Source organism: Dyadobacter sp. SG02 (assembly GCF_900109045.1).
GTDB lineage: Bacteria > Bacteroidota > Bacteroidia > Cytophagales > Spirosomataceae > Dyadobacter.
Genome location: NZ_FNYL01000006.1, coordinates 179332 through 199371, shown reverse-complemented (window position 1 = coordinate 199371; position 20040 = coordinate 179332). Strand labels below are relative to the sequence as shown.

Below are 20040 nucleotides of genomic sequence, written 5' to 3'. Positions count from 1 at the left end.
TTGTTGATGAAGTGTTGTTACTGTGCTACAACCGACGTTCCGTTTTGCAAATTGATCTGCCCGCTGGTTACGACGTGGTCCCCGGCTTTCAGGCCTTTGGTAATCTCATAGTATTCGTTCGTCGTCGCGCCTACGCTCACATCGCGCAATGATGCCTTGCCGTTTTCGACCACATACAGCTGCGGCTGCTTCGCCGAGCCCATAATGGCCTGCCGCGGCACTGCCAAAGCCTCGCCCTTCACGCGCGCTGCGCTCGCGATCGAGCCGTACATGCCTGCTTTCAATGGGTTAGCATTTGAATTTTGCACGGTAATTTCCACCGGATAGTTATGCGCCTCGTCGCCCTGGGCTGCTACCATCGTCACCCGGCCATTGAAGTTCGCATGCGGGTACACATCCGTACGTACGGGAATGCCCTTACCGGTCTTGAACTCATTCACTGATTTCTCCGGGATATTCACCACCAGTTTCAGCGAGGAAATATCGGTAATCTCCGCAATAGGCGTTCCCTGGCTTACTACCGAGCCTTTTTCAACCATTTTGGCGGTTATAATGCCGCTAAACGGTGCGATAATGCTCGTGTTTTTAATCTGTTTGTTCAATTGCTTGATCTGCGCCTGTGTGCTGCGGATACTCAATTCCGTCCTTTCTACATTCACCGCCGGCGTCGCGTCGCCTTTTACCAGCGCTTCGTAACGTTTCAAATCATTCTGGTAACCTTCCAAAGTCACCTGCAATGCCTCCACCTGGTAATGCAGCTGCTCGTCGTCGATTTTGGCGATAAGCTGTCCGGCAGCTACATGCTGGCCTACATCAACATTTAGTTTCAGAATTTCTCCACCCGCTTGCGGACGTATTTCCGCCTTCCGGTTCGGGTTAAACGAACCCAAAAAACCTGATTCCTGCGACAGATCGCGCAGTTCCGCAACCGCTACCTTCACCCCCACTTTCGGATCGGGATCGGGGATATATACTTTCTGCTCCGTTTTTTCCTTGTTGCTCAGCAACTTCGCCGCCGTAAGCCCCAGCACGGCAATAATTCCCAGGAAGATGAATAGACGTTTCATAATGTTGAATGATTGAATGAGTGAATGAGTGAATGGTTCAATTTTGAATGACCGAATGATTGACCGGGTCGCCGGAGCGATGACTGACCGGGTCGCGGGAGCGATGACTGAATATTTATTTGCTAAGCATATGCGAGCCGAACAGCTGAATGTATGCTCTATTCATTCACTCATTCACTCATTCAATCATTCAATCATTCAATCATTGTTTCTAGTCGTTGATGAAGTATTGTTTTATTTCTGAACCAGTTGCCCGGTTGCTTTTTTCCATTCCAGTTCGGCTTTCAGGAGCTGCACGAGGGAGGTCAGGTAGTTGCTCTGGGCGTCGAGGAGGCTGTTTTCGGCCTGGATTACGTCGGTGAGCGACACGGTTCCTTCCTTGAATTGCAGCTGGATTTGTTTATACACCTTCTCCGCCAATGCTACCTGATCCTTTTTGGCATTGATGTTCTTCTGCTCCACCCCGAACTTGTTGCGGGCATTGTTTTCCTCCATTTGAATCACCTCCCGAACTTGTTTCAGCTGCACATCCAGTTTCTGCTTGTCGATCATATTCTGGCTGCGTTTCGCTTTCCGCGCCAGTCCGTCGAATACATTCCAGTTGAGCTGCAAACCGGCCCAGTAACCCGGCACATCCTGGAAGGTCGAGTTCTCGCCACCCTGTGCGTAGAATGCCATATTGGCTACACCGTAAGCATTCACAGTCGGTATCAGGCCCGATCGTATATTCTTGTCCTGCAATTCGTTAAGGTCTTTTTGTTTTTGCAGTAACGCCACATCCGTACGCCTCGTTTTGTCCCAATCGGCGTAAACCGGCAACACCACATCACGAACGCTTATTGATATACGTATAGAATCACTTTGAGGGATTCCTGCGTAGTATTTCAAAAGGTTAACCAGCTGACTATAATTGTCTTTCAACGTCGCCTGCTGGGTTTCGGTGCTGGTTTTGTTGATCAGTATCCTGTCCACATCCACGCGCTGACCGAGTTTGTTTTGATATAACAAATCCGAAACCTTGTAAAGCCGGTCGAGCGAGATGAGGTTGCTGTCGAGGAAAGCCATTTGCTGAACAACAGTAACCAGGTTGTAATAGGCATCTGTTACATTATAGGCCACATCTTCCCTGGTTTTGGTCGTACTGAGCGAAGTCAGTTCGCGGTTCAGATTCGCCGCTTTCAACGCATATTTCACCGACGGATTGTACAGTGCCTGAGTCACTTGTGCGGTAGTAGAGAGATTATACGGCAACCCGAAGGCCAGCGTTGTGAACTCCCCTTCCGGCCCGCCAAATGCACTCGCCGGTACTACCTGGCCCGGAATTTTGAAATACCGCTTATAATCCCCCGATACATTCAGGCTTGGTAACAACGCCGAACGCACCTCGTCGATCTTCGCATTCGTCTTCGCTTCGTCGAGCCTGGCCGCCTGCACGCTGAAATCGTTTTTCATGGCCAGATCCAGTAATTGGTTGAGGTCGTACTCTTGCGCCTGTGTTTGCTGAAAAAGCATCAGGCATAGCATCCCCGTGACATGGAACAGGTGTTTCATGGCTAGAACAAATGTTTATTTTAAATGTTTGTTTAATGAAGCGGCAAAAAAAATGGCTACCCGATCACCAGATAGTTGCACACCATTGCCTTAATGTGCTCCTTTTGTTCTTCGGCGTATTTCCCGAAATCCTCGTCGTTCATCATGAAAAGCTCCTTATGGATTTCCTTGCCCATGAAGATGAATTCTACGCCGCATTTGATCAGCGGAAGGATGTTTTCGAGGCGCATCGGGCGTAACGTTCCGTTCGCGACCCCTTCCTCCAACTGCGTTTTGAGATAAGTTTCCCTTACCTGCCGGAACACCGACATATCGGGAAACAGCCGCTGAGGGGACTTGTGAATCTCGTTCATGATGAAAATCACCAGGTCCGGCTCCTTTTTCATCATTTCGAAATCGTTGTCGATGAGCTCCGAAATCTTCGCCTTTATATCGATGTCCTTGTTCAGGATCGTGAGCATGCTCTGAAAGTATTCTTCGAGCACATCTTTGAAAATTTCAAGAAACAACTTCTCCTTGCTTCTGAAATAGTAGTTGGTCAATGCTATATTCATATCGGCCTCCTTCGCGATGTCACGCGAGGTAGTACCATCAAAACCCTTTTTCAGAAAAACACGCTTCGCCGCTTCCCTTATCTTGTCTTCACTTTTTTCTGTAACGCACTTCACGATTCTGGTGTGTTAGGTTTTTGTTAATGAATGCAGCCGCTTATTGAATCAACGGATCAAAGTTGTGCAATTGAAATTACAATGCCAAATGTTTTAAATGATAAATTTAAACAAGCATTTAAAATATACATTTGAAACTAATATTTATAGCTTAAATCCTATTACCCCGACTTTTTCACAAAGCTGATCTGGCCATTATTTTCCATGTACGCGCTTTCGATCGTATCAAAACTCTCGACATGCATAGCGTTACGCAGGCACGCATAAAGATCTGATTCACTGACCAATGCGCGACGCATATTGTCGTGGTCAAGCTTCCCGTCGCGGAAAAGAATGATTTTTTGACCTTTGATGACCGCCCCGAAACGAAGATGTAATGTCCCGAGCCATGCGCCAAGACGGTGCAAAACGGCGATTACCGCAGCGGCTGAGATGGTCGGCAGAAATTCCGACGCACCTACCACTGCCCTGCTCAGGATCGCGCCGAGCAATATCACGATGATGTTATCGAAGGGGGATTTCATGCCGAAAGAGCGCCTTCCGGCAATGCGAAGAAGAAGGAGCGTGATGATAAAAATCACCACCGCCCGGAGCGACATCTGGAAAACGGTCTGGTTTTCGCCCTCCCCGAAGAGTTGGGTAATAGTTTCCATAAGGGTATCTGTTCGTTTTCTCCTTATCTGCAAAAAACAAACCAGCTACCCGGCCGACCGGATTTATTCAAGCATATTCCACTCGGCTACGCGGTCGCCCTGTTTTTCAACGAGCCACACCCTGCTGCCTTTGAAACGTTTGAGGTACTTTTTACTCTGGTCGATGCCGGCGACACTGAATGCGGTCGCCAGCGCGTCGGCCACGGTGCCGTCCGGAGAAATAACGGTAGTGCGCACGTGAAAAAGCAACCCGATACCGCTTTTCGGATCGACGATATGCGAATAGCGTACACCTTTGTATTCCATGAAGCGGTATGTCGGGCCCGAAGTTGCGAGTGCCACATTGGATAGCTGCATGGCTTTCAGCGAATCGCTGCCGTTGGAGACATTGATATTCCAGCCTTTCGTGCCCGGAGGCGGGTTCGTCAAGACGATTTTCCCTCCCGCGTCCATCATGGCCGAAGTAATCCCCAGCTTCTTGACTTCCTTAATGGCCTCTTCGGCCGCATAACCTTTGCCCAGGCCACCTATGTCCAACCGCATTCCTTTTTGCGTCAGCATAATGCTCCGTGTTTTCGTGTCCATTTTCAGTTTGGTATAACCGGTTCGCGCGAGCGCGTCGCGGATTTCGTCCTCGGGCGGGAAAATACCCTTACGTGTCGCGTGGCGCCACATTTGCACCACGGGACCGAGCGTCGCGTCGAAAACACCGCCTGTTTTGGCGCTGATGTCCTGCGAAACAGCCAGTATGTCGAAAAGGTCTTTACTGACCGGCACCCATTTCCCGCTCCCAGACGTTGCCGAGAGCCTGTTAATCTCGCTACCGTCGCGGTAATCGCTCATGATCTCGTTCAGTTCCTCCACCCTTTTGAATGCATTATCCGCCGCAACTTTGGCGATCGAGTCATTTTGGGCATACAAAACGAGCTTGAAAGGCGAACCCATCAGTCCCTTTTCGAAGGTATAACGCTGTTCCTGTGCGTGTAGCGGGAATGCGTACGCGATCAGGCAGCTGAGAAATAAGAAAAGAAAGTGCTTTGAAAATGAGGTCATTGAAGTAAATGCAGGTAATAGAGCGGCAAATTACTTCATTTCGGGCAATTCGCAGGCAGCCGCCGGAGCATAATGTGTAATGGGCCCTATAACGACAAAAGGGGTACGGACCTCCCGTCCGTACCCCTTTTGCTTCCGGTAAGTATATACTAGTAATCGCTATACTCGTCTATCAGATTGCTTTCCTCAGCGTGATGATGATGTGCATTAATCGCATCTTTAATCATTCCTGCGCCTATGAACGGCAGGGAAATAACAGTCGAAATAATCATTGCGAAAAACATAATAGTTGCAAAAAATAACTTCCCGGAATACCCAACCACGTTCGATAAGAAGTTCATGCTATTGCAATTATTTAACTATAATTTTCATTAATAAAGTTACAAAAAATAACCATGCCAGTCCAATAAAATATATTTATTTTAGGATCTAATTTAATGATTTATAGACATTTAACGACAAGCAAGAAACTAGTTAGTAGCATCGATTCTACAATAGATAGAAACATTTTCCACTGTTTGTAACCAGTTATAAAACTTATTTTACATCAACAGACCTCCTCCGATTTCATGAATAATTTTTTTGCTGCTTTTTTGAGAATTCTTTTTGCCGGAATCCTTGGCGCAGCCACCGTGCTGACGACCATTATCCTGTCTCCTTTGCTCCTGATCATGTGGATCTGGAAGCAGCTCACAGGCCCCCCGCCGCCCAAATAAAAAGAAGTTTCTATATTGCGGATGAACATAACCCGGCTATTCACTCCCATGAAAAGAAGAAGCTTCATCCGGCTTGGCTCGGCAGCAGGATTATTGACGATTATGCCCGCATTCGCCCGCCCGGCCGGTGCTGCGGCTCCCGGCGAGTATGCAGAAATGACCGTCGCCGAAATGCAAAAACGCATGAAGGCCGGCAGGCTGACTTCTTTGGCATTAACCCGGCATTACCTCGATGAAATCGCCCGGATAGACAAAACCGGCCCGCAGCTCCGATCCGTAATTGAAATAAATCCTGAGGCGCTCCGCATTGCAACAGCAATGGACAAGGAACGCAAATCGGGCAAAATCCGCGGGCCGTTCCACGGTATCCCTGTGCTCCTCAAAGACAATATCGACACCGCCGATCAGATGAAAACCACCGCCGGCTCGCTGGCATTGATCGACAATGTGGCTTCGAAAGACGCTTTCCTTGTGGGGCGCCTGCGGGATGCCGGGGCGGTGATCCTGGGGAAAACCAATCTCAGCGAATGGGCCAACTTCCGGTCCACGCGATCGTCGAGCGGATGGAGCAGCCGCGGCGGACAAACACGGAACCCGTATGTACTCGACCGTTCCCCTTGCGGATCGAGCTCCGGCTCGGCTGTGGCGGTCGCGGCCAACCTTTGCGCCGTGGCCGTGGGCACCGAAACGAACGGTTCCATCGCATGCCCTGCATCCATGAATGGCGTTGTTGGCATTAAACCGACGGTCGGACTAGTGAGCCGGAGCGGCGTGATCCCTATTTCGAAAACGCAGGACACCGCCGGCCCGTTTGGGCGGACCGTCGCCGACGCGGCGGCATTACTCGGCGCCATGGCAGGCCAGGACCCCACCGATATTACTCAGCATAAAGTCCCGCAATCCCTCCCAACTGATTATACCGCATTTCTCGACCCGAACGGACTGAAAGGAAAACGCATCGGCATCGAAAAATCGCTGATGAAAGTACACGAGGGGATCGATCCGCTGCTCGGCAAGGCAATGGAACAGCTCAAAGCGGCGGGCGCCGAAATCGTGGAGGTGGAATATATGAAGTTGCAGAGGCTCCCCGGCGCAGAATCGCTGGTGTTGCAATATGAATTTAAAGACGGTATCAACCGCTACCTGTCCACATCGAATGCGAAAATCAAGTCGCTTGAAGGGCTAATCGCATTCAACAATGCCAACAAAGCGAAGGTAATGCCCTATTTCGGGCAGGAACTCTTCACGCAGTCGCAGGCGAAAGGGGATTTGGACTCCAAAGAATATAAAGATGCGCTGGAAAAAATCAACGGTGTGGCCAACACACTGACCGACCTGCTCGACAAGCACAAACTGGACGCATTATGCGGTCCGTCCACCGGCACCGCCTGGTGCACCGACCTCGTCAACGGTGATTTCTGGACCGGTTACGGCTCCTACGGACCGGCCGCATTGTCGGGCTTCCCATCCATTACCTTGCCGATGGGCATGCTTAGCGGCTTGCCCGTCGGCATTTCATTTCTCGCAAAAGCCTACCAGGAACCGGAACTAATCCGCATCGCGTACGCATACGAGCAGGCATCGCACAACCGCGTGGCACCAGGGTATATGCGGAGCGTCGGGAATGGCTGACGGGGGAATTTGTTGTCATGCGTGGTCAGGTGTAGTCATGGCCTTTCCTGACCATCCCTGACCAACATGACCATCCCTGACCATCCCTGACCATCCCTGACCATCCCTGACCATTCCTGACCAACATGACCATTCCTTACCAAACATGACCACCCCTGACAATTCCTGACCAACATGACCATTCCTGACCAAACATGACCATTCCTGACACGCCAGGCCTCACCGCGCCAAGTACATTTCGTAGAACGATCCCTTCTGTCCCAGGAACTGGTTTGCTTCCTGCTGCGAGTAGATAGCCTTTCCCGTTTGGTAGAAATCCTCGTACTGATTATAAGGATAGGGCGTGAATTTTACTTTTTCGGGGAAGAGTGATTGGGTGACCACATTTTCCGTCAATGCGCGCTTGATGTGCGAAATGGGTACCACCAAGCCGAGTACGAGAAAAATGATGATCGGGTATGCCATGCGCATCTTGTACCAGCCGGGGTGTTCTTTGGCCCATTCGGCAAAGCGGTGCAGGATGAAAAGCGACAGGAGCGTGAGTACAGGCGTGCTTCCACGCAGGAACCAGTCATTCCATTTACCCATCCGGAAGAGCGAAATGGCGATCAGGAGCAGAAACAGGCCATGGATGACGCCGGCATACTGGCTTTTATGGAGTTTCAATATCAACACAATTCCGTACAGCACCGCGAGGTCGATCACGACGCCGAAGAAATAGTGGAATGCGATCTCGTTCAACGGGTTGAACTGCCAGATGAAGCCGGATATAACCGAGTTTTTTCCCTGCAAAAAGTAAAAGAATGTGGGTAAAAAAAGCAGTCCGGGCACAAAGAGATCAAGCATTGGCCCGGGTTTGAGAAAATACCGCGGCTCTTTGCAGTAGCGCAGGATGATCAGCATTCCGAAGATGATCACGAAGACGATCGACGGGAATATACCCCAGATGAATATAGAAATGACGGCCAGAAAGCTCTTTTCCGGCTTTTTGATATACACGTAGTCATGGAAGAGAATGCACGATACGATGATGATCGGAATGAGCTGGTTAGGCGCCCATTGCGTTTGGTACAGTACCGGCCATATCTCCGTAAAAAACGGCGGCACATGGTAATTGAGCCCGATCGCATGCAGGAAAAGTACTTTGGTAACGTGGCCGACCCCGCCCAGCGAAAGGAAAAATACCAGTGCCAGATAGCTCTTCCGGGTAAAAATAAAGATCCAGCAAATGCCAATAAAAAGCCCCAGCGACGCCCACACGTACAATGCAATGCCTGAAAGCTCCCCTAACCCTTTCGAAATCAGCGCGGGAACCAGAAAGAAGCCGAAATAATGGCAGGCATAACGGCCATTCTCCTTGAAAGTGACGGGCCACGACTGGTTGTAGAGTGTATAGTATTTAGAATTATGTGCCCAGAAGTCGAACGCCTGGAAACAAAAACCTCCTATTCCCGAAAAAGCGATGATCGCGAGCGAAATGAATGCGATCTCGACCATGTGGCGGGTGGCGAGGTCGGTTTTTAGCGTCTTCTCACGCTGATAGCTGATGCCGTACATAAACGCAAGCCCCACGACCAGACACACCGAAATGGGCATCCTGAACCAGCTGATGGAGAAAATCAGGTTTGGCAGCAGCAGGTAACCCAGACTCAAATTGCGAAGTACAGTTGTTTTCATTCAGTAACCGGCATTCAATTGGTTAGTCTCTATGTGTTTCTCAAAAAAATCCGACAAAAATAATAGAAATATCTTGTCATTAAATAGTGACAACAGCCTCTATGTAACCGTTGCAACGTTAATTTCATTTTAATATAAATATACCAAAAATAGAACGCCGTTGTGCAATCCATTTCGCAACCGGAGCAGCATTTATCCTGCGACATTGCCCGAAATCGCAAGTAACCGACGGCGTTTTGGTTCTTTTCTGCGGAAATACCTAACCCGACCTTCATGGACAGAAGAGAATTTGTGAGAAATAGTGCATTGGCATTCTGCGCTTTACCTGCTATTCCTGCAATCGGCGGGATTGTACCCCGCCGCGTAAAAGCGGACACCATGCCCGAATGGCTGCAAACGCTCGTGAAGCAGGCCGACAAGAGCATCGAATCCCTGCTGACTTACCAGGAAAAAGATTCCAAAAGCCCGGACCTCGGCGGCTTACGCGATGGTTTCGACCTGCTCAACCCGCATAGTACCTCCGCATTGATCCAATACGGCGCGAGCGGCTTGTTCTCTCCGTCGTCAAAATACTACCGATCCAAAGACTTGCTCGCCGATATGGACCTGGCTGCATTGTACCTGGTGAAAACGCAGCATAGCGACGGTACCATCGACCTGCTTTCGACCAATTTCCATTCGACGCCCGATACAGGTTTCCTTGTAAAACGGCTCACAATGGCTTATAAACTCATTGAACAATCGGGAACCGAAGGAGCCGATAAAATGCTCTCGAACCTGAAAACCTTCCTCATACGCGGGGGCGACGCGCTGAGCGTGGGCGGCATTCACACGCCCAACCACCGTTGGGTAGTATCGGCCGCATTGACCAAACTGAACGAGCTCTGGCCCAACCCCAAATATGTGGCGAGGGCCGAACAATGGCTGGCCGAGCACATCGACATCGACCGCGACGGGCAGTACAACGAGAAAAGTACCTTCATTTATTCTTCCCTCACCGACCGCCTGCTCATTACCATTGGCAAAGGGCTCCAAAAACCGGAACTCTTCGACGCCGTCCGCAAAAACCTCGACATGACGATGTATTACGTGCATCCCAATGGCGAGATCGTGACCGACGCTTCCGGGAGGCAGGACAAGGCCGTCGTGGGAACGCTGGAAAATTACTACTATCCTTACCGCTACTTCGCCATCAAGGACGGGAACGGGCAATATGCGGCGATGTGCCGGTTAATCGAAAAGACCGCAGGCCTCAAAACCACCGGATTTGCAGACTATTTCCTGACCGATCCTTCACTTTGGACTGAGCTCCCTGCCGAGAAACCCGTACCGGTCAACTATGTCAAAACGTTCCCGAATTCCGGCCTCGTGCGCATCCGCAGGGACCGGTGGGATAGCACGCTGATCGCCAATAATCCGGTGTGGTTTACATTTATGAAAGGAAATGCCGTGTTGCAAGGCGTGCGATTTGCTTCTTCATTTTTTGGGAAAGGCCAGTTTCAGTCCGAGAAGGTTCATGAAAACGGAAAAGAATGGGTGCTTACGCAGAAACTCGACGGGCCCTATTTCCAACCTTACCCGAAAGAATCCATTGCACCGGACGGCGATTGGGAGAAAATGCCGCGGAATTTCAGGCCGCAGAGTGAGGTACAGATCCTGGAAACGAAAGTGATCATCCGGGAGACCTCCGGCGGGATGGAAATCGAAGTGGTGACGAATGGTACCGAGCGCGTACCGGCTGCATTGGAACTGATTTTCAGACCGGGCGGAACGCTCAAAGGTGTTTCCAAAATTGAAAACACCAAAGATTCGTGGTTACTGAAAGAGGCAACCGGCTCTTACGAATTGGGGGGAGATACCATCAGCTTCGGTCCGGGATTGGCATTGCACAAGAACATTGCATTACGGGGTGCCTTGCCGGCGATGGAAGCTCCTACTGTTTATCTCACCGGATTTACGCCTTTCAAGCACGTGATCCGCTTTTCGTGACGTACATTTTAAAACGGTTTCCCAACCTCCGCGGCGGCCGCTGCGCTTTGGTCCGGAAGCGGTTTTTAATGTTTGCTGATCCATTCGAGGATGTAATCGGCATCTTCTTTCCAGGTAGGCTGACCTAAAACGAAGTGGTTACGGCCAGGGAACTCTTTGTAATCCAGCACGGAGCCATTTTGTTTATAGGCTTTGTAGTTACGGAGGTTCAACGAAGCCGGAATGATGTTATCAAACTCACCGGAAGTGATCAGCAACGGGGCGTGCGCCTTTTTGAAATCCACGCTGGCTGCGGAAGTGATACCGCCGCGGGCTACGGTTTTGGATTCGGGGATCACATTTTCTTCCCAGGTTTTCATTTGTTCTTCCAGCGTCATGCCGTTGGTAAATGCATATTGCCAGTCGGCGAGCGACATCAGGTAAGTTTTTTTCAGAGAAGTGAATAAGCCGAATACTTTGTAACCTGCTTTCAGAAAGGAGAATTCGTAAGGAATCACACCTTGTGGCGGTACGGGGTGGATAGCGGCACCGGCAACGCCCAGGTCGCGGTTAATCAAAATCTGGGTGATCAATCCGCCCAGCGAGTGGCCGATGATAATGGGTTTTTCAGGTAAAGATTTTACAAAATTGGCGTAGTGGTCAACAAGTTCTTTGAATGTAAGTCCGGCAAGCGCGGTATCGTTGGGTTGTCTGTCTCTCAGCTCGGCTGCGGGCGCGTCTTTGTGCGGCCAGGCGGGTGCGTAGGTAGTGTAACCTTTGCTTTCAAAATAGGTTCTCCATTGGTCCCAGCCATTGTGGCTTACAAATGCACCTGTTACAAATACGACGGTTTTGGTGTTATTGGCTTTCATGATTTCTATCGGTTAAAAGTTGAATTTTGTTTAGTGTTCCGCTTTGGACATGACAAAATTCAGCACGTTAGCCGACTATATTCTTAACCCAAGTTAAGATCGTCATTTACCCACCATTCTTTTTCTGATACGGCTGAGAGAAGGCGCCTGAATGCCCAGGTAAGAGGCAATATGGTACAATGGGACGTTGTTAAAAATATCGGGATGGTTCTGGATCAGTTCGAGATAGCGCTGCTCGGGCGAACGGAACATGAATTCTTCGGCACGGTTCATCGCCAGGTTAAATGCCGTTTCCGCCACCAGCCTCCCAAACCGCTCCCAATGATGTGACCGCCCATATAATTCCGTGAGGTGGTTGATATGAATGTACAAAATCGTCGATTCCGTCATCGACTCGGTGTAATAGCTGCACGGTGTTTGGGTCACGAAACTCTTATACGCTACCACCACCTGGTTTTTGGAGTAGAAAAAAACATTCTTTTCCTCGGCCGACTCTTCATCGATATAGTAAGTCCTGAACACGCCATCGAGGATAAAACCAAGGTATTTGCAGACGTTTTTGTATTCATTATAAAACTCCCCCTTTTTGTAAGTCTTTCGTTGCCAGTAGGGCGCCGACAGTTCAAATGCATCGGCGTCGATTCCCGCGAACTGATTCAGCGCGTAGTTCAGGATTTGTGTTTCGGTCATGGGCAGGTGGTGAGTAGAGGTATTTTCCAAAAATAGACAGAGACACCACAAAAACCTCAGAACCAGCTACCTAAAATCTCGATTATTCGTTAAATTTGATACACCTCCCCTGACGATGCAGCTTCGGACTTCTAACGTTTCTTACTATGCTGAGAAAGATTCTACCGCTCGTGTTGGTTTTCCTGTCGCAAATCTGCCTCGCAAACCAGATCCTGATCCCGATGGACAATACCCAGACCAACCATTTGAAGGCGTATGGTCTGGCATATATTCTGCTGAAAGGGGATATTGAAGTGGAATGGCTGCTCAATTACCGCGGGGGCAGTTTTAAAGTTCAGTATTCCAAATCCATTGAAAATGAATGCAAACTGAGGGCGGTTTCCTATGAAGTACTTTCGGAGACTGCAAGTGCGCAGATCGTGAGCGAGATCAGCAGTCCGAATGTGAATATGGATGTGGTGAAACTGTTTAAAGCAGCGAAGATCGCGGTTTATTCGCCCATTAAAATCAGCCCCGCCGAGTTTGAAAATACCGACGCGGTATTGCTCGTGCTGAAATACGCCGAAATCCCTTTCGAAGTGATTTATGATGAAGAAATTCTCCGCGGCGATCTTCCCAAATACGACTGGCTGCATTTGCACCATGAAGATTTTACGGGCCAATTTGGTAAAAACCTGCGTCGCACGAGCGAGGCCGATATCAAAGCCCAGGAAGCCATTGCCAGTCGATATGGTTTTTCCAAAGTGCCCAAAATGAAACTGGCGGTTGCCAAAGCCATTAAAGAATTCTGTGCGGGCGGCGGTTTCCTGTTCGCGATGTGCTCTGGCGCGGAAACGTTCGACATTGCGCTGGCAGCCGAAGGCGTGGACATCGTCGATAACCTCGATGGCGACGGCATTGACCCTGACGCCCAGTCCAAACTGGATTTTGACAAGACATTCGCATTCTACAATTTCAAGCTCCAACTCGACGAATACGACGGGATGAATTTCTCGGACATCAACTCCGCCGCGGGCCGTTACCGCGGCTGGGGTGAAAACGAGGCCTATTTCTCCCTTTTCGACTTTTCGGCCAAATGGGATGTCATTCCGGCCATGCTCGTTCAAAACCATGAGCATTTGATCCGCGAATTCTTCGGGCAAACCACCGCATTCTCCAAATACACCGTCAAGCCGAGTTCGCTCGTGATGGGCACCAGCAGCAACTCCGACCGCTACATTTACGGCGAACTTGGCCGCGGCCAATGGACCTTCTACGGCGGCCACGATCCCGAAGGCCGCGGCGGAGGCGGCCGCCGCATGCCCACCGACCTCAACCTCTACCCCAACTCACCAGGTTACCGGCTCATATTGAACAATGTACTGTTCCCTTCCGCACGGAAGAAGAAGCGGAAGACTTGATCATTCGGAAGGGGCGGCTGCTCATTCATGATTGACTTCCGGCAGGATTTTGGGTAGATTTACTTAAAAGATCGTGCTATGCCTGCAATCGTAACCGATATCAATCAACTAGATCTGAACGGCACCTATACTTATGCCGATTATTTGCTTTGGCAATTCAAGGAGCGCGTTGAGCTTATCAAAGGGAAAATTTTTAAAATGTCGCCAGCGCCGGGCACTACACATCAGAAAATCTCGGCGAAATTACATTTGAGAATAGGCGGCTATTTTGAAAATCACTATTGCCAGGCCTTTCCTGCTCCCTTCGATGTCAGGCTACCAAAAAAGAACCAAAATATAGCTGATCAAAAAATTTACACCGTAGTCCAGCCGGATCTTTGCGTCATTTGTGACGAGTCGAAACTAGACGATCGCGGTTGCCTGGGAGCACCGGATTTAATCGTTGAAATTCTATCACCCGGCAACTCCAAGACGGAAATGCATAACAAATTCGAACTGTACCAGGAATCCGGTGTTCAGGAATATTGGCTCGTTGAGCCGTCCCAAAGCGCTGTGTTGGTATACATACTCAATGATGAAGGCAAATATGTCGGAATGCCGCCAGCTGTTGAATCAGTACAATCATCCATTTTCCCAGAGCTGAAAATAGACCTGGAAAAGATATTTAACTAGTTCAGCCCCAACTCCATCTTAATATCCGCACGCTTGAAGTTATGCCCCGTCAGCGGCACTTCCTCGAAACCCAGCTTTTTGTACAGGTTAATCCCCGCCGCCGAGCCTTTGCGGTTGGAATAGAGAATTACTTTATTGGCGCCCAATGCTCGCGCTTTTTCAATTACCGCATTACCCAGCAAATCACCGATCTTCTTGCCCCGCATCGTTTTTGAAACGGTCATTTTGCTCATTTCAACGATGTCGCCTTCCCGTTTCAACGCGCACGTACCTACGGGCTCGTCGCCGTATAATGCGATCAGGATCGCACCGCCGTCTTTGAGATAGTAGGCTTCCGGGTCTGATAATGTCTTTTCGTCTTCCGGCTCTACCTCGTAAGCTTCGGAAATCCAGGCGTAGTTAAGCTCGTAAAATGCCTGTGCATGTTCCGGCTGATAATCCACAATGCGGATTGCAGCATTGGTTTCCTCGTTTTCCATTCGTTTGTAACGTTCAAAAAATCCTTCTTTTTTCAATTGGTATTCTGTCTCGTCCATGGCTTGTAAAAGATTGTTTGCATTATCTATAATCTGTTCGGCGGTCTTCCGGATCTTTTCCCAGACCGGCTGCATTTGCGTCACGAGCGCAGTAGCCTTCGCGGAAAGCCGCACCATCCGCTTCCGTTCATCGCGTTGGTCTTTGAACGACTCTACCAACCCTTCCTTTTCCAGTTCTTTCAAAAGGCTGATCGTAGAAGGATGTGCATAACCGATCTCCTCCGAAAGCTCCATGATACCCAATGCCTCCTTCGCGTGAAGCGCATAAACGACCGGAAACCATTTCGGCTCGAAATTGATCCCGTTATGCTGGTAGATGAGTACACCGTCCCTCCGGAACTGATCGCTCAGTCGCTGTAAACGCGTCGAGATTGCAAGGGCCCCTACTTCGTTGAAAATGTTCATCTCCCTAAATTTTATTTTGGTTCAAATATACGTAGTACACTACATAACTACCAAACGGTAGGGTCATTTGTGTTGATTTTTTGTTTATTGAAGGTATTTTGCAATCAATGCTCCTGTCCGCTCCGACGCTCCGGCACCGCCAACCACGTCCGCAAGACGCTCATAATCCCGCATTTGCTGCTCGTGCTTGCTGCCACCAGGAAGAATTCGTTTCAATTCGGCAACCAGGTTTTCCTCATTCAACTCATCCTGGATCAGTTCACGCACAGCTTCCTTCTCCAAAATCAGGTTCACCAGAGAAATAAACGGAATGCGGATCAGCCGTTTGGCCAATGCATAGGAAATGGCACTCGTGCGGTAGCAAACCACTTCCGGCACTTTGAGCAATGCTGTTTCCAGAGTGGCCGTACCGGACGTCACGAGTGCAGCGTCGGCAATGGAAAGCAGATCGTAAGTACTTTCGTATACGATCACTGCCTTGCCGCTGGATAAGTACTGATCATACAATGCAGAAGGCAGATTCTTGACGCCTGCTATGACATATTGGTGGCCCGGGAAATGCTCTTGCGTCGTCAGCATGGTGTCGAGCATGCCGATGATCTCTTGCTTGCGGCTCCCGGGAAGCAATGCGATAATCGGCCGGTCGTCGAGGTTGTGCGTGCGACGAAAGTCAGGATCAGGTTCAAATGCAGCGATGGCGTCCATGAGCGGGTTGCCCACGTAATCGACTTTGTAATCGTATTTTTTATAGAAATCGACCTCGAAAGGGAAGATCACGAACATGTGATCCACGTTGGCCTTGATCTTCCAGGCACGTTTCTGGTTCCACGCCCAGACTTTCGGTGAAATGTAGTAGAAAACCTTCAACCCCTTCGATTTCGCGAACGCACCGATCCGAAGATTGAACCCCGGGTAATCGATGAGTATCAATGCATCCGGTTGGTAATCGAGTACGTCAGCCTTGCATTTTTTGAGAAAACCGGTGATCGTCCGCAGGTTCATAACCACTTCGAGGAAGCCCATGAAAGCGGTATCCTTATAATGCGTCACAAGGCTCATCCCTTCCGCCTCCATCATATCACCACCCCAACCGCGGAATTCCGCATCCGGATCATTCGCCCGTATGCCCTTGATCAGATTGGACCCATGCAAATCCCCCGAGCGCTCGCCCGCGATCAGGTAATATTTCATAAGCGATCGGCGGTCGATGGTCGGCCATCCGTGGTCAACCTATTCCCCATAATACTCCACAAAGTTCTTAGGCGTTTCTATCAGCTTGATATAGTGCAGTTTCGCATTAGGTGCAGCCTGTGCAATGGCCGGTTCGAGGATATTCCAGATTTCCATGACGAATATCTCACAAGAAGCCATTTTGCCCTGCATAAAATCCACGTCGAGGTTCAGGTTCTTGTGATCTACCTTATCGACGATCTGCTCTTTCACGATATCGCCCAGCACTTTCAGGTCGATCACGAAACCCGTATCAGGGTCGGGCTTGCCTTTTACCGTAACAATCAGCTCAAAATTATGCCCGTGCCAGTTGTTGTTGGCGCAGGGGCCAAACACTTCCTGGTTTTTCTCATCACTCCACGCCGGGTTGTAAAGCCGGTGCGCCGCATTGAAATGCTCTTTTCTTGTTACGTAAATCATAAAACTTCCTGCCACTTGATAATTCTGGCGCAAAATTACACCTTGTATCCGTAGTTTTGTTTGTTAACAAGAGGATAACTAAAAAAAATCCTATTTCGCCCTTAAAATTTAAGAGTAGATCGGCGCGGTCCTGTGCTCTTATCTGGCATTCTTTTTACCGTTAAACATATAATCGCGATGATTATCGTAACAGGAGCAGCCGGCTTTATTGGCAGCGGGCTTATCAGCCGCCTCAATCAAGACGGCTTTAAAAACATTATTGCAGTAGACGATTTTTCCAAAATCGAGAAAGCGGAGAACCTCGAAGGAAAGACGATCAAGGAAAAAGTAGAAAGGAATGCACTTTTCGAATGGCTCGACGCGAACAACCGCGATGTGGAATTCATTTTTCACATCGGCGCGCGTACCGATACCACGGAGTTCGACAAGGAAATTTTTGATGAACTGAATGTAAATTATTCCAAAGGCATCTGGGAAAAATGCGTGGCCTACCAGATTCCCCTCGTGTACGCGTCGTCCGCGGCTACGTACGGACTGGGCGAGCACGGGTACGACGATAACGAGTCGACGATCGGCCAGTTGAAGCCCCTCAACCCATACGGCGATTCCAAGAACGAGTTCGACAAATGGGCATTGACGCAGGAGAAAAAGCCGTTTTTCTGGGCAGGACTTAAATTCTTCAACGTTTACGGGCCTAACGAATACCACAAAGGCCGTATGGCGTCGGTGATTTTCCATGCTTACAACCAGATCAAGGCGACCGAGAAAATGAAGCTTTTCCGCTCGCATAACCCCGATTTCAAGGACGGCGAGCAAATGCGCGACTTCATTTACGTGAAAGACCTGATCGATGTCTGCATTTTCTTCATGCACCACCGTAAAAACTCGGGCATTTACAACCTCGGAAGCGGGAAGGCCCGGACATTCAAAGACCTGGTTACCAATACATTCCTGGCAATGGGCAAGACACCGGACATTTCGTTTATCGATACCCCGGCCGATATCCGCGACAAATACCAGTATTTCACACAGGCCAATATGAGCAAGTTACGCTCTGTCGGATATACCCGTCCGTTCACGAGCCTGGAAGAAGGAGTTGAAGATTACGTGAAAAATTACCTCTCTTCGACAGCCTATTTGTAGGATATTTTGCTGACCAAAACTCTTAAAAGACCTGCCCCGGCGGGTCTTTTTTGTTTTACGGGTCTGAAACCTATTTCCACCGGCCACTGCCGGAATCTCCACAATTTTCCGTATTTTTGACCCTCTGAATAAACTCAATCCCACTTCTCTGTGTTAGCATGATAGCAACCAGAGTGTGACATTATTACGACTATGAGCAAAGAAGAAGAATTGTTGGAGGAAATCACCAGTTCGGAATACAAATACGGCTTTGTGACTGATATTGAAGCAGATGAGGCCCCTCCGGGCCTTAGTGACGATATTGTCAGATTTATCTCTGCCAAAAAGAACGAACCCGAATGGATGCTGCAATGGCGCCTGAAAGCGTACCATCTGTGGCTCACCATGGATGAGCCCAAATGGCCGAACGTGCATTACCCGCCCATCGAATTCCAGTCTATCAAATATTACTCGGCGCCGAAGAAAAAGAAGGCTGTCGAGAGCATTGACGACATCGATCCCGAGTTGCGCAATACTTTCGAAAGGCTGGGGATTTCTTTGAATGAGCAAAAAAGGATTTCCGGTATCGCGGTCGACGCGGTAATGGACTCCGAATCGGTTTTCACGACATTCAAAGACACGCTTAAAGAAAAAGGCATTATTTTCTGCTCGATTAGCGAGGCGATCCGCGAACATCCGGAACTGGTGAAAAAATACCTGGGTTCGGTTGTACCGCCCAAGGATAACTACTATGCCGCATTGAATTCGGCGGTTTTCTCCGACGGATCATTCGTATACATTCCGAAAGGCGTTCGCTGCCCGATGGAGTTGTCGACCTATTTCCGTATCAATGCAGCCGGAACAGGCCAGTTCGAAAGAACGCTGATCATCGGCGACGAAGACAGCCACGTGAGCTACCTGGAAGGATGTACAGCGCCGATGCGTGATGAAAACCAGCTGCACGCTGCGGTGGTTGAAATCTTTGCGCACGACAATGCAAACGTCAAATACTCGACCGTACAGAACTGGTACCCAGGCGATAAGGACGGAAAAGGCGGCATCTATAACTTCGTAACAAAACGCGGCCTTTGCGACGGCCCTAATTCGAAAATCTCCTGGACGCAAGTTGAAACCGGTTCAGCGATTACCTGGAAATACCCCTCGGTGATCCTGAAAGGCGACAACTCGATCGGTGAGTTCTACTCGGTGGCTGTGACCAACAACATGCAGCAAGCCGATACCGGTACCAAGATGATCCACATTGGTAAAAACACCAAAAGCCGGATCGTTTCGAAAGGTATTTCGGCCGGAAAAAGCCAGAACTCCTACCGCGGATTGGTTCAGGTATTCAAAAAGGCGGAAAAAGCACGTAACTTCTCGCAATGCGACTCCCTGTTGCTCGGCGACAAATGCGGTGCGCATACGTTCCCTTACATCGAAGTGAACAACCCGTCGGCGACCGTAGAGCACGAAGCGACGACATCGAAGATCGGCGAAGACATTCTTTTCTACTGTAACCAGCGCGGTATTCCTACCGAACAAGCGGTTGCATTGATCGTGAATGGCTATGCTAAAGAAGTATTAAACCAGCTTCCGATGGAATTTGCCGTTGAAGCGCAAAAGCTACTGGAAATCAGCCTGGAAGGAAGCGTAGGTTAAAATTCCCGATAAGATAAAACACAGAAAGCCTTTGATTCGTCGAAGGCTT

At 49.5% G+C, this 20040-nt stretch carries 18 protein-coding genes; 7 read left to right on the top strand and 11 right to left on the bottom strand.

The window, feature by feature from the left end; all coding sequences use genetic code 11:
- Window positions 1-17: 17 nt before the first annotated feature.
- The 5 genes from BMW93_RS16180 to BMW93_RS16155 all read right to left on the bottom strand — a co-directional run bounded on the left by BMW93_RS16180 (window position 18) and on the right by BMW93_RS16155 (window position 4992).
- A complete protein-coding gene (locus BMW93_RS16180) occupies window positions 18-1067 on the bottom strand; it encodes an efflux RND transporter periplasmic adaptor subunit (protein ID WP_090378170.1) in 1050 nt (349 codons plus the stop codon).
- Window positions 1068-1301: 234 nt separating this feature from the next.
- Window positions 1302-2618: a TolC family protein gene (locus tag BMW93_RS16170; protein WP_090378163.1), complete on the bottom strand. Its 1317-nt coding sequence runs from the start codon at window positions 2616-2618 to the stop codon at window positions 1302-1304.
- 56 nt (window positions 2619-2674) lie between these two features.
- Complete coding sequence (locus tag BMW93_RS16165; protein ID WP_090378160.1) at window positions 2675-3286, bottom strand: TetR/AcrR family transcriptional regulator; 612 nt, start codon at window positions 3284-3286, stop codon at window positions 2675-2677.
- A gap of 161 nt (window positions 3287-3447) precedes the next feature.
- Window positions 3448-3939 carry a DUF421 domain-containing protein gene (locus tag BMW93_RS16160; protein ID WP_090378157.1) on the bottom strand — a complete coding sequence of 164 codons (492 nt, stop codon included), beginning with the start codon at window positions 3937-3939 and terminating at the stop codon, window positions 3448-3450.
- A 63-nt stretch (window positions 3940-4002) separates the two neighbouring features.
- Window positions 4003-4992 (bottom strand): FAD:protein FMN transferase, encoded by a 990-nt coding sequence (locus BMW93_RS16155; protein ID WP_090378154.1) that lies wholly within the window; start codon window positions 4990-4992, stop codon window positions 4003-4005.
- Between the two features lie 569 nt (window positions 4993-5561).
- Between BMW93_RS16155 and BMW93_RS35450 the strand changes: the two genes are divergently transcribed.
- Entirely contained in the window at window positions 5562-5708 is a 147-nt protein-coding gene (locus tag BMW93_RS35450) for a hypothetical protein (RefSeq protein WP_177194100.1), read from the top strand.
- Window positions 5709-5756: 48 nt separating this feature from the next.
- Window positions 5757-7340, top strand: a complete 1584-nt coding sequence (locus BMW93_RS16145) for an amidase (protein ID WP_090378148.1) — start codon at window positions 5757-5759, stop codon at window positions 7338-7340.
- 219 nt (window positions 7341-7559) lie between these two features.
- On the opposite strand, the gene BMW93_RS16140 is transcribed toward BMW93_RS16145, so the two are convergent.
- On the bottom strand, window positions 7560-9017 hold the full coding sequence (locus BMW93_RS16140) for a hypothetical protein (RefSeq protein ID WP_090378145.1): 1458 nt from the start codon (window positions 9015-9017) through the stop codon (window positions 7560-7562).
- A gap of 273 nt (window positions 9018-9290) precedes the next feature.
- Here BMW93_RS16140 and BMW93_RS16135 point away from each other — a divergent pair, with 273 nt between their 5' ends.
- Window positions 9291-11006, top strand: coding sequence for a hypothetical protein (locus BMW93_RS16135; RefSeq protein ID WP_090378142.1), 1716 nt, complete (start codon window positions 9291-9293; stop codon window positions 11004-11006).
- 65 nt (window positions 11007-11071) lie between these two features.
- On the opposite strand, the gene BMW93_RS16130 is transcribed toward BMW93_RS16135, so the two are convergent.
- Together BMW93_RS16130 and BMW93_RS16125 are read right to left on the bottom strand one after the other, a co-directional pair.
- A complete protein-coding gene (locus BMW93_RS16130; protein ID WP_090378139.1) occupies window positions 11072-11857 on the bottom strand; it encodes an alpha/beta hydrolase in 786 nt (261 codons plus the stop codon).
- A gap of 102 nt (window positions 11858-11959) precedes the next feature.
- Window positions 11960-12547, bottom strand: coding sequence for a Crp/Fnr family transcriptional regulator (locus BMW93_RS16125; RefSeq protein ID WP_090378136.1), 588 nt, complete (start codon window positions 12545-12547; stop codon window positions 11960-11962).
- Between the two features lie 146 nt (window positions 12548-12693).
- Between BMW93_RS16125 and BMW93_RS16120 the strand changes: the two genes are divergently transcribed.
- Window positions 12694-13947 (top strand): asparagine synthetase B, encoded by a 1254-nt coding sequence (locus BMW93_RS16120; RefSeq protein WP_090378133.1) that lies wholly within the window; start codon window positions 12694-12696, stop codon window positions 13945-13947.
- 78 nt (window positions 13948-14025) lie between these two features.
- Window positions 14026-14619, top strand: a complete 594-nt coding sequence (locus BMW93_RS16115) for a Uma2 family endonuclease (RefSeq protein WP_090378130.1) — start codon at window positions 14026-14028, stop codon at window positions 14617-14619.
- Here BMW93_RS16115 and BMW93_RS16110 read toward each other — a convergent pair.
- The 3 genes from BMW93_RS16110 to BMW93_RS16100 all read right to left on the bottom strand — a co-directional run bounded on the left by BMW93_RS16110 (window position 14616) and on the right by BMW93_RS16100 (window position 17210).
- Window positions 14616-15560, bottom strand: a complete 945-nt coding sequence (locus BMW93_RS16110) for a helix-turn-helix domain-containing GNAT family N-acetyltransferase (protein WP_090378127.1) — start codon at window positions 15558-15560, stop codon at window positions 14616-14618. The genes BMW93_RS16115 and BMW93_RS16110 overlap by 4 nt on opposite strands.
- Before the next feature lie 84 nt (window positions 15561-15644).
- Window positions 15645-16751, bottom strand: coding sequence for a lipid-A-disaccharide synthase (gene lpxB, locus BMW93_RS16105; protein WP_090378124.1), 1107 nt, complete (start codon window positions 16749-16751; stop codon window positions 15645-15647).
- 39 nt (window positions 16752-16790) lie between these two features.
- Window positions 16791-17210: a 6-carboxytetrahydropterin synthase gene (locus tag BMW93_RS16100; protein ID WP_090378858.1), complete on the bottom strand. Its 420-nt coding sequence runs from the start codon at window positions 17208-17210 to the stop codon at window positions 16791-16793.
- Between the two features lie 177 nt (window positions 17211-17387).
- Here BMW93_RS16100 and rfaD point away from each other — a divergent pair, with 177 nt between their 5' ends.
- Window positions 17388-18353 carry an ADP-glyceromanno-heptose 6-epimerase gene (gene rfaD / locus BMW93_RS16095; RefSeq protein ID WP_090378121.1) on the top strand — a complete coding sequence of 322 codons (966 nt, stop codon included), beginning with the start codon at window positions 17388-17390 and terminating at the stop codon, window positions 18351-18353.
- Between the two features lie 192 nt (window positions 18354-18545).
- On the top strand, window positions 18546-19991 hold the full coding sequence (gene sufB / locus BMW93_RS16090) for a Fe-S cluster assembly protein SufB (RefSeq protein ID WP_090378118.1): 1446 nt from the start codon (window positions 18546-18548) through the stop codon (window positions 19989-19991).
- Window positions 19992-20040: the final 49 nt, after the last annotated feature.